The following is a 12184-nucleotide window of genomic DNA, read 5'->3' as shown; positions in this document are numbered from 1 at the left end:
ATGGCGAGTGACGAGAAGCTTGTCGAGTACCTCAAGTGGGTCACGGCCGATCTCCACGAGACCCGCGAACGGCTCCAGGAACTTGAGTCCGGCAGCCGGGAACCCATCGCGATCATCGGCATGAGCTGCCGCTACCCCGGTGACGTGCGGTCCCCCGAAGACCTGTGGGAGCTCGTCCGCAGCGGGACCGACGCGGTGTCGGGCTTCCCCGGCAACCGCGGCTGGGACGTGGAAGGGCTCTACGACCCGGATCCGGACCGGCGCGGAAAGCTCTACGCACGCGAGGGCGGCTTTCTGCACGACGCGGACCAGTTCGACGCCGGCTTCTTCGGCATCAGCCCGCGCGAGGCGACCGCGATCGACCCGCAGCAGCGGCTGCTTCTGGAGACCTCCTGGGAAGCCTTCGAACGAGCCGGGATTGCCCCCGACTCCCTGCGGGGCACCCGGACCGGCGTCTTCACGGGAGTCATGTACGACGACTACGGCGTGCGCATGCGCCCCATGCCCGAGGCATTCGAGGGCCTGCTCGGCAGCGGCAGCGCGGGCAGCGTCGCCTCCGGCCGGGTCGCCTACACCTTTGGACTTGAGGGTCCCGCGGTGACGGTGGACACGGCATGTTCGTCGTCGCTGGTGGCGATGCACCTCGCCGGCCAGGCACTGCGGGGCGGCGAGTGCTCGCTGGCGCTCGCGGGCGGAGTCGCGCTGATGGCCACCCCCACGATCTTCATCGAGTTCAGCCGCCAGCGCGGGCTCGCCCGCGACGGTCGCTGCAAGTCCTTCTCGGACGCGGCCGACGGCACCGGCTGGGGCGAGGGCGTTGGCGTCCTCCTGCTGGAGCGCCTGTCGGACGCCCGCCGCAACGGGCACCAGGTCCTCGCGGTACTGAGGGGCAGCGCCGTGAACCAGGACGGTGCGAGCAACGGCCTGACAGCACCCAACGGCCCGTCCCAGCAACGCGTCATCGAGACGGCCCTGGCCAACGCGCAGCTGTCGACGAGTGACATCGACGCCGTGGAGGCACACGGCACGGGTACGTCTCTCGGGGATCCGATCGAGGCGCAGGCGTTGCTGGCCACCTATGGTCAAGGGCGGCCTGAGGGGCGTCCGTTGTGGCTCGGTTCGGTCAAGTCGAACATCGCTCACACACAGGCCGCGGCTGGTGTCGCCGGTGTGATCAAGATGGTGATGGCACTGCGACACGGAGTGCTGCCCAAGACCCTCCATGTGGACGCGCCGTCGGCGCACGTGGAGTGGTCGGCGGGTTCGGTGGAACTGCTGACCGAAGCCCGGGAGTGGCCGCGGACCGAGGGACGTCCGCGCCGCGCGGGTGTGTCGTCGTTCGGGATCAGCGGCACCAACGCGCACGTGATCGTGGAACAGGCGTCAGAGACACCTGCTGAGGCGGCCGTGCGGGTGCCGGTTCCGGTGGTGCCGTGGGTGGTGTCGGCTCGGACGACTGAGGGGCTGGTCGGTCAGGCGGAACGGTTGGCTGAATTCGTTGAAGAGCGGCCCGAGTTGGACCCGATCGACGTCGGGTTCTCGTTGACTGCCTCGCGGGCGGTGCTGGAGCACCGGACGGTGGTGCTGGGGCAGGACCGGGACGGGCTGCTCGACGTGTTGCGAAGCCTGGCCGAGGGCCCGCCGAGTGCGGGTGTGGTGTCCGGGTTTGCTCGGGGGCCGGCGCGGGTGGCGTTCGGGTTCTCGGGGCAGGGGGCGCAGCGGGTTGGGATGGGCGCCCAACTGGCTTCCGCGTACCCGGTGTTCGCGGAGGCCCTGGATCAGGTTGCGGGTGCGCTCGGGCTGGACCCTGTCGTGTTCGCGGATGCGGATCGGTTGGGACAGACGGAGTCGACGCAGGCTGCGCTGTTCGCGTTCGAGGTGGCCGTGGTGCGGCTGCTGGAGAGTTTTGGTGTGCGGCCGGATGTGTTGATCGGGCATTCGATCGGGGAGTTGGCTGCTGCTCATGTGGCGGGGGTGTTCTCGTTGGAGGATGCGGCCCGGTTGGTGAGCGCGCGGGGTCGGTTGATGCAGGCGTTGCCGGCTGGTGGCGTCATGGTCGCGGTGCAGGCGGGCGAGGCTGAAGTCGCTTCGGCGGTAGCGGAGTTGGCGGGTCGTGTTTCTTTGGCGGCGGTCAATGGTCCGTCGTCGGTGGTGGTGTCCGGTGAGGCGGATGCCGTTGAGCAGGTGGTCGCGGCGCTTGGGGAGGTGAAGTCGCGGCGGTTGCGGGTGAGTCATGCGTTCCATTCGCCTTTGATGGAGCCGATGTTGGAGGACTTCCGGCGGGTGGCTGAGCAGGTCACTTTCCATGAGCCGCAGCTGCCGGTGGTCTCGAATGTGTCCGGCCGTCTCGCCGAGCCGGGTGAGCTGACGAGTCCCGAATACTGGGTGCGTCATGTTCGTGAGGCGGTCCGTTTCGGTGACGGTGTTGCCGCTCTGGCTGCCGAGGGTGTCGGTGTGCTGGTGGAGGTCGGCCCGGACAGTGTCCTGACCGCGATGGCGCAGGAGTCCCTCGACGGCCAGGACGGCTTACGGGCGGTCCCGCTGTTGCGCAAGGACCGTCCCGAGCCGGAGACGCTGGTGGCCGGGGTGGCGCAGGCATTCGCACACGGTGTCCAGGTCGACTGGCCTGCCCTGCTTCCCGGTGGCCGTCGTGTCGAGTTGCCCACCTACGCCTTCCAACGACAGCGCTACTGGATGGAGGAACCGTCACTTTCCGCCGGTGAACCGGCGGCGTTCGGGCTGGGTGCAGCGGATCATCCGTTGCTGAGCGCCGCCGTGGGGTTGGCGGACGGCCAGGGCGTGGTTCTCACCGGCCGTATGTCGACGCGTACGCATCCGTGGTTGGCGGATCACGCGGTGTCCGGGAGGGTGCTGCTGCCGGGCACGGGCTTCGTGGAGCTGGCGATCCGGGCCGGGGACGAGGTGGGCTGCGGACGGCTGGAGGAGCTCACCCTCGAAGCACCCCTGTTGATGGCAGAGGACGACTCGCTCGCCGTACAGGTCCGGGTCGGGGCGCCCGACGAGGCCGGTCGGCGCCCGGTCGGCGTGTACTCCCGGAGCGGGAACGCGGTCGACGAGCAGGAGTGGGCGCGGCATGCCAGTGGTGTGCTCACCGCCGATACGTCGAGGGAGGCGTTCGACACGGCGGAGGGGGCTTTCGACCCGACTGCCTGGCCCCCGGCCGACACCGAACCCATCGACCTGCGCGGCTTCTACGACGGGTTGGCCGCGACCGGATACGAGTACGGCCCCGCCTTCCAGGGCCTGCGCGCGGCCTGGCGGCGCGGCGACGAGATCTTCGCCGAAGTGAGCCTGCCCAAGGGGCCCGAGCAGCTCGACCAGGCGGACGAGGAGGAGCGAGCGAGCGGGTTCGAGATGCATCCTGCGCTGCTGGACGCCGTTCTGCACGCGCTGATCGCCGCCGAGCCGCAGGGCGACGTACGACTGCCCTTCTCCTGGAACGGAGTCTCGCTGCACGCCGCCGGTGCCACGACGGTGCGGGCCCGCATCGTGCTCTCCGGCACGGATGCCGTGTCCCTCCAGGTGGCGGACGCGACAGGCCGGCCTGTGATGTCGGTCGACGCGCTGGTGTCCCGCCCCGTCTCGGCCGAGCAACTGCGGCAGCCGACCGGCGGTGACGAGAGCGGCCTGTTCGACGTCGAGTGGGTCACCGTGCCCGTACCCGGGACGCCGGATTCCGAGCGAACGTGGGCGGTGCTCGGGCCGGACGGTCTCGGGCCGGACGCGGACACCTACCCGGAGTTCGTCGTGTTCCCCTGCACCGCACCCGGCACATCCGCCACCGACGACCTGGCCGGCGCCGCGCGTGCGGCCACGGTTGAGGTACTGGAGCTCTTGCAGCGCTGGCTGTCCGACGAGCGGTTCGCGGAATCGCAGTTGGTGGTGCTGACCGCCGGTGCCGTAGCTACGTCGAGTGACGCGTCGGTGGCGGACCTGGTGCATGCGCCGGTCTGGGGGCTGGTGCGGTCCGCGCAGGCGGAGCATCCCGGCCGGTTCGTCCTGGTCGACGTCGATGGGGACTTGAGCGTTCGTGACGGCTGGGAGGCGGTCCTCTCCGCCACCCTGGCGTCGGGCGAAGCCCAGGTGGCGGTGCGCGACGGTCGGATACTGACTCCCCGGTTGGCCAGGACCCCCGTCACCGAGAAGCGGCCCACGAGCCGGTGGGATTCCGAGGGCACGGTCTTGATCACGGGCGGTACGGGCTCGTTGGGGCGGGTGGTGGCCCGGCATCTGGTGGTCGGCCACGGGGTGCGGCATCTGGTGCTGGCCGGTCGTCGAGGTGTGGAGGCCCCGGGGGCCCAGGAGTTGGTGGCGGAGCTGTCGGGCCTGGGCGCGTCGGTGTCGGTGGTGGCCTGTGACGTGGCGCGGCGCGACGCGGTCGAGGGGCTGCTGTCCCAGATCTCGGCGGAGCATCCGCTGCGGGCGGTGGTGCACACGGCGGGCGTGCTGGACGACGGTACGGTGACCGAGCTGACCGCCGAGCGGCTGGCGGCGGTACTGCGGCCGAAGGTCGACGCCGCGGCCAACCTCCACCTCGCGACACGGGAGTTGGACCTCGACGCCTTCGTCCTGTTCTCCTCCGCCGCCGGTGTGTTCGGCAATCCCGGTCAGGGCAACTACGCGGCAGCCAACACCTTCCTGGACGCGCTCGCCCAGCACCGCAGGGCGCAGGGTCTGCCCGCCGTGTCCCTGGCCTGGGGCCTGTGGGACGAGGACAGCGGCATGGCCGGTGGCCTCCAGGACGGCGATCGGGCACGTCTCACCCGTTCCGGCGCGCAGGCACTGTCGAACGAGCAGGGGCTGGCCCTGTTCGACGCCGCCACCGGCGCCGGGGAGCGGGCCCTGCTGGTGCCGATCCGTCTGGAGACGGGCGTGCTGCGGTCCCAGGCCGGCTCGGGGACGCTGTCGCCGCTGCTGCGCGGCCTGGTGAGGGCCCCGGGGCGTCGGACAGCAGCCGCCCGGTCCCAAGCGGGCGGGCAGGCAGCGGACTTCGGCCGACGACTGACCGGACTCTCCGAACCGGAACAAGAGGGCCTGCTGCTGGATGTCGTGGGCACCCACGTGGCGGCCGTCCTCGGTCACGCCTCCTCCGGGGGCATCGACGCGGAGCAGGCGTTCCGGAGCTTGGGCTTCGACTCCCTGATGGCGATCGAGCTGCGCAACCGGCTCAACGACGCCACCGGGCTGCGGCTGCCCGCCTCCCTGGTCTTCGATCACCCCAACCCCGAAGTGCTGGCACGCTACCTCCGTACCGAACTCGCGGGCACGCGGCACGTGGCGGACAGCACCCGCACGGTCGACACACGCGCGAGCGCCGGGACCGCCGACGAGCCGCTGGCGATCATCGGCATGGCCTGCCGCTATCCGGGCGGTGTGCAGACTCCGGAGGACCTCTGGCAGATGGTGCTGGAGGGACGCGACGCGACCAGCCCTCTCCCCGATGACCGGGGCTGGGACCCGACGGCGATCTACGACCCGGACCCCGACGCCGTCGGCAAGAACTACGCGACCGCGGGCGGCTTCCTCCAAGATGCCGCGGGCTTCGACGCGGACCTGTTCGGGATCTCGCCGCGCGAGGCCCTGACCATGGATCCGCAGCAGCGCCTGCTCCTGGAGACGTCCTGGGAGGCGTTCGAGCGGGCCGGCATCGCACCCGAGTCGCTGCGGGGCAGCCAGGTCGGCGTGTTCGCGGGCGCGATGGGCTCGGACTACATGGCCACGCTCAAGGTGCCGGACGAGTTGGAGGGCTACTCGGCCACCGGCAGCGCGGGCAGCGTGATCTCGGGCCGGATCGCCTACACCTTCGGACTTGAAGGTCCCGCGGTGACGGTGGACACGGCCTGCTCGTCTTCCCTGGTGGCCATGCACCTGGCGGGCCAGGCCCTGCGCAGCGGCGAGTGCTCGATGGCACTCGCGGGCGGTGTCCAGGTCATCGCGACACCCAAGGGCTTCATCGAGTTCAGCCGACAGCGTGCCCTGGCACCCGACGGCCGGTCGAAGGCGTTCTCGGCGGCTGCGGACGGTACGGGCTGGGGTGAGGGCGTGGGCGTGCTGTTGCTGGAGCGGCTGTCGGACGCCCGGCGCAACGGGCACCAGGTCCTGGCCGTCGTACGCGGCTCCGCGGTCAACCAGGACGGCGCGAGCAACGGCCTCACCGCGCCGAACGGTCCGTCCCAACAGCGCGTCATCCGCGCCGCGCTGGCCAACGCGGGCCTGACGCCCGGCGACGTCGACGCCGTCGAGGCACACGGCACCGGCACCCCGCTCGGCGACCCGATCGAGGCCCAGGCGCTGCAAGCCACTTACGGCCACAACCGCACCACCCACGAACCGCTGTGGCTGGGCTCCATCAAGTCCAACATCGCGCACACGCAGGCGGCGGCGGGTGTCGCCGGTGTGATCAAGATCGTGATGGCCCTGGAACACGGGGTGTTGCCGAAGACGTTGCACGTGGATGAGCCGTCGGCGCACGTGGACTGGTCGGCGGGCTCGGTGGAACTGCTGACCGAAGCCCGGGAGTGGCCGCGGACCGAGGGGCGTCCGCGACGGGCGGGTGTGTCGTCGTTCGGGATCAGCGGCACCAACGCGCACGTGATCGTGGAGCAGGCGGCCGAGCCCGTTGAGGTGGTGGGTGAGCGGGCTCCGGCTGCGGTGGTGCCGTGGGTGGTGTCCGCGCGGACCGCCGAAGGGCTGGTTGCCCAGGTGGAAAGGCTTGCCCAATTCGCGGATGAGCGGCCCGAGTTGGACTCGATGAACGCGGGATTCTCACTGGCCGGGTCGCGGTCGGTGTTGGAGCACCGGGCGGTTGTGCTGGGGCAGGACCGGGACGACTTGGTGGCGGGATTGCGCTCGTTGGCTTCCGGTGCGCAAGCGGCGGGTGTGGTGTCGGGTGTGGGTGATGTGCGGGGTCGGGTGGTGTTTGTGTTCCCGGGTCAGGGGTCTCAGTGGGCAGGTATGGCGGTGGAACTGCTGGAGTCGTCGGTGGTGTTCGGTGAGGCGTTTGCCGAGTGCGATCGGGTGTTGGGGGCTTCGACGGGCTGGTCGGTTGCGGATGTGGTGCGCGGGGCGGTGGGTGCGCCGTCGCTTGAGCGCATCGAGGTGTTGCAGCCGGTGTTGTTCGCGGTGCAGGTGTCGTTGGCGGCGTTGTGGCGGTCGATGGGTGTGGAACCGGCCGCGGTTGTAGGACATTCGCAGGGTGAGGTTGCGGCGGCACATGTGGCCGGTGGTCTGACGCTGGAGGACGCGGCGCGGCTGGTGGTGTGGCGCAGTGGGCTGTTCGCCGAGGCGTTGGTGGGACACGGGGCGGTTGCCTCGGTCGCGTTGGACGCGGAGGCGGTTGAGGGGCGGTTGGCCGGCCTGGACGGCCGGCTGAGTCTGGCCGGGCGTAACGGTCCGGGCGCGGTGACGGTGGCGGGGGAGGTGGCCGCGCTGGAGGAGTTCGTGGCCGCCTGTCATGAGGACCAGGTGCGGGCGCGGATCCTCGGCTCGACGGTGGCGTCCCATTCGGCCCAGGTGGATCCTTTGCGCGAGCGCATCCTGGAGTTGTTCGCGGACATCATCCCGCGCGCCTCGCGGGTGCCGATGTATTCGACGGTGACCGGGGAGGTCATCGACACGGCTGAGCTGGATGCGGAGTACTGGTTCGAGAATGCGCGTCGGCCGGTCAACTATGAGGGCGCCGTACGGGCGTTGCTCGCGGACGGCTTCCGATTCTTCGTGGAGAACAGTGCGCATCCGGTGCTCACGGTCGGCACAGAGGCGACGTGTGAGGACGCGGGCGTGGAGGCTGTGGCGGTCGGCTCGCTGCGCCGGGGCGAGGGCGGCATGGACCGTTTCCTTACGTCGGTGGCGGAGGCGTTCACGCGGGGCCTGGCGGTCGACTGGGCAGGTCTGCTGGCGGGCGGCCGACGGGTCGAGCTGCCGACGTATGCCTTCCAGCGACGGCGCTTCTGGCTGGAGGAGGCCGCGGTGCTGGCCGGTGACCCGGATGCGCTGGGGCTTGTCTCGGCGGGACATCCGTTGCTGGGCGCGGCCATGCATCTGGCGGACGACGAGGGTGTGGTGCTGACGGGACGGGTGTCGCTGCGTACGCATCCGTGGCTCGCGGATCACGCGGTGGCCGGCACGGTTCTGCTGCCGGGCACGGCGTTCGTCGAACTGGCGATCCGGGCCGGCGACGAGGTGGGCTGCGGACGTCTCGACGAACTCACCCTGGAATCACCGCTCGTCGTGCCCGAGCACGGGGCGATCTCGATCCAGGTCCGGGTCGGTCCCGCCATGGACACCGGGCAACGTCCCGTGACGGTCCACTCCCGTACGGCTGACGACCAGGACTGGGTCCGTCATGCCGGAGGGCAACTCGACGCCGAGGACACGGCGGAGGCGTTCGACCTGGCGGTGTGGCCGCCCGTTGAGGCGGAACCGGTCTCGGTGGAGGGCTTCTACGAGGGCCTTGCGGCTTCCGGGTACGGGTACGGGCCGGTGTTCCAGGGGCTGCGGGCTGTCTGGCGGCGCGGGGACGAGTTGTTTGCCGAGGTTGCCCTGCCTGAGGAGGAGGCGGAGAACGCGACGGGGTTCGGTGTGCACCCGGCGCTGCTGGACGCGGCCCTGCACGCGGGGCTGGTGGGGCAGGAGCCGGGTGGGCAGGTGCGGTTGCCGTTCGTGTGGAGCGGGGTGGGTCTGTTCGCGCAGGGGGCGTCCCGGGTGCGGGTGCGGCTGGCACCCGCCGGGGCGGACGCGGTGTCGGTGCAGGTGGCCGACGTCGAGGGCCGACCGGTGGTCGTCGCCGACGCCCTCGTCACCCGGCCGATCGCCACCGACCAGCTTCGGCAGGCCGGTGACCCGGACCGTGGAGCCCTGTTCGGCCTCGACTGGCTCCCCACCGCCGAGACGCGGGCGTCGGCCGACGCACAGTGGGCGGTACTGGGGGGCGAGGAACTCGCGGGTGCCGAGACGTATCCCGAGTACGTCGTGCTGCCCTGCGCCCCGGTGAGGTGCGGGGATCTCGCGGACGTGGTCCACGACGTCACCGGCGAGGTGCTCGCCGCGATCCAGACATGGCTGTCGGACACCGCCGCCGCGGAGTCCCGGCTCGTCGTCGTCACCCGCGGTGCCGTCGGGGTGGGCACCGACGATGTGTCGGATCTGTCCCACGCCGCGGCCTGGGGCCTGGTCAGGTCGGCGCAGACGGAGAACCCCGACCGGTTCGTCCTGGTGGACGTCGACGACGCGACCGACTGGGAACCGGTGCTGGGCTCCGTACTGGCCGTGGGCGAAGGCCAGTTGGCGGTGCGCGGCGACACCGTACTGACACCGCGGCTGACTCGCACCGAATCCGCGCACCACGAAACCGGCGAAGCTGCCTGGGACCCCGACGGCACCGTCCTCATCACCGGCGGGACCGGCCTGCTCGGCCGTGTCCTCGCCCGCCACCTGGTCGCGGAACGCGGAGTACGGCACCTGCTGCTCACCAGCCGACGCGGCACCGAGGCGCCAGGGGCCGACGAACTGCGCGCCGAACTGACGGACGCAGGCGCGGACGTGACCGTCGCCGCCTGCGACATGGCCGACCGCGACGCGGTCGACGCGCTCCTGACAGCGATCCCCGCCGAGCACCCGCTGACGGCGGTGGTCCACTCGGCCGGCGTGCTGGACGACGGAACGGTCACCGCACTGACCCCCGAGCGGCTGACCGCGGTAATGCGGCCCAAGGCGGACGCCGCGGTCACCCTCCACCAGGCGACCCAGGACCTGAACCTCGATCTGCGAGCCTTCGTCCTGTTCTCGTCGGCCGCCGGTGTCTTCGGCAACCCGGGGCAGGGCAACTACGCGGCAGCCAACACCTTCCTGGACGCGCTCGCCCAGCATCGTAGGGCGCAGGGTCTGCCCGCCGTGTCCCTGGCCTGGGGCCTGTGGGACGAGGACAGCGACATGAGCGAGCACCTGGCGGACGCCGACCGCGCACGATTCGCCCGTACGGGCGCGTCGGCCCTGACGAACGAGCAGGGGCTGGCCCTGTTCGACGCCGCCACCGCCACAGCCGCCGGGGAGCGGGCCCTGCTGGTGCCGATCCGCGTGGACATGGCCGTGCTCCGCGCCCAGGCGGGCTCGGGGTCCCTTCCGCCGCTGCTGCGCGGACTCGTACGCCTCCCCTCCCGGCGCGCCGCAGCCGCCGCGGCGGTCGGCGTACCGGCATCGGCCCTGTCCCAGCGCCTGGCCACCCTCGCCGAACCGGAGCAGGAACGCGTCCTGCTGGACCTCGTCCGCGATGCCGCCATGGCGGTGCTTGGGCACGCGAGGAAGGACGCCGTGGATCCACGGCGGGGCTTCCTGGAGCAGGGCTTCGACTCGCTGACCGCGGTCCAGCTCCGCAACCGACTCAGCACCGCCACCGGACTGCGACTGCCCTCGACGCTGGTCTTCGACCACCCGACCCCCCTCGCCCTCGCCCGCCAACTGCGGACAGAGGTGGTCGGCGGCAGGCACACGGCGGGGGAGACCCGCGGGACCACGGCCGTCGCGGCCGACGAGCCGCTGGCGATCATCGGCATGGCCTGCCGGTTCCCCGGCGGTGTCGAGTCCCCCGAAGACCTGTGGCGATTGGTCAGCGAAGGCCGCGACGCGGTCTCGGCCCTGCCCGGTGACCGCGGCTGGGACCTCGCGGCGCTGTACGACCCGGACCCGGCCGTGCCGGGCAAGAGCTACGTGCGCGAGGGCGCCTTCCTGTACGACGCGGCCGAGTTCGACGCGGAGCTGTTCGGGATCTCGCCGCGTGAGGCGCTGGCGATGGACCCGCAGCAGCGGCTGCTGCTGGAGGCGACCTGGGAGGTGTTCGAGAGGGCCGGTCTCCCGGCCGAGTCGCTGCGAGGCGGCCAGGTCGGCGTGTTCGCGGGCGCCATGGGATCGGACTACCTGCCCAGCCCGGACCAGATGCCACCAGGCGTCGAGGGCTACGCCATGACCGGCAGCACGGGCAGTGTCGTCTCCGGCCGGATCTCCTACGCCTTCGGTCTCGAAGGCCCCGCCGTCACCGTGGACACGGCATGCTCGTCCTCCCTGGTGGCACTGCACCTGGCCGGCCAGGCCCTGCGCGGCGGCGAGTGCTCGCTCGCGCTGGCCGGCGGGGTGACCGTGATGGCCGGATCCCACGAACTCACCGAGTTCAGCCGCCAGCGCGCACTGTCCCCCGACGGCCGGTGCAAGGCGTTCTCCGCCGCGGCGGACGGCTTCGGCTTCGCGGAAGGCGTCGGCCTCGTGCTGCTGGAACGGCTGTCGGACGCCCGGCGCAACGGGCATGAGGTCCTGGCTGTCGTACGCGGCTCGGCGGTCAACCAGGACGGCGCGAGCAGCGGTCTGACGGCGCCGAACGGTCCCTCTCAGCAGCGGGTGATCCGGGCCGCGTTGGCGAACGCCCGCCTGTCGCCCGGCGACGTCGACGCGGTCGAGGCACACGGCACCGGTACGACACTCGGCGACCCGATCGAGGCCCAGGCACTGATCGCCGCCTACGGGCAGGGCCGGCCCGAGGACCGGCCGCTGTGGCTGGGCTCGGTGAAGTCCAACATCGCGCACACCCAGGCCGCGGCCGGCGCCGCAGGGCTGATCAAGACTGTCATGGCGCTGCGACACGGGGTGTTGCCCAAGACGCTCCACGTCGATGAGCCGTCCCCGCACATCGACTGGTCCTCCGGCGCGGTGGAGTTGCTGACCGAGGCGCGTGAGTGGTCGTCGGTAGGTGGTCGTCCGCGGCGCGCGGGTGTCTCGTCGTTCGGGATCAGCGGGACGAACGCGCACGTGATCGTGGAGGAGTCGCCTGAGCCTGCCGTTGTGTCCGAGGCCGCTGAGCGGCGGGTACCGGGACCGGTGGTGCCGTGGTTGGTGTCCGCGCGGAGTGTCGCGGGCTTGGCAGGTCAGGCGGGGCGGTTGGCTGAATTCGTTAATGTCCGGCCGGAGTTGGATCCGGTGGATGTGGGGTTGTCGTTGGTGGGTTCGCGGTCGGTGTTGGAGCACCGGGCGGTTGTGCTGGGCCGGGATCGGGAGGGGCTCCTTGCCGGTGTGGGGTCGTTGGCGTCGGGTGTGTCGGTGTCGGGTGTGGTGCGTGGGGTGGGTCGGTCGGGTGTGCGGTCGGTGTTGGTGTTTCCGGGTCAGGGGTCGCAGTGGGTGG

1 protein-coding gene is annotated in these 12184 nt (G+C 71.4%); it reads left to right on the top strand.

Features of this window, described 5'->3' with window-relative positions; translation table 11 throughout:
- Nucleotides 1-12184: SDR family NAD(P)-dependent oxidoreductase (locus ACFVT5_RS36990; RefSeq protein WP_389897466.1), on the top strand; the 12184-nt coding region annotated here is incomplete at its 3' end.

This window comes from Streptomyces sp. NPDC058001, assembly GCF_042886315.1.
Lineage (GTDB): Bacteria > Actinomycetota > Actinomycetes > Streptomycetales > Streptomycetaceae > Streptomyces.
This window is presented reverse-complemented; position numbering and strand designations above follow the sequence as displayed.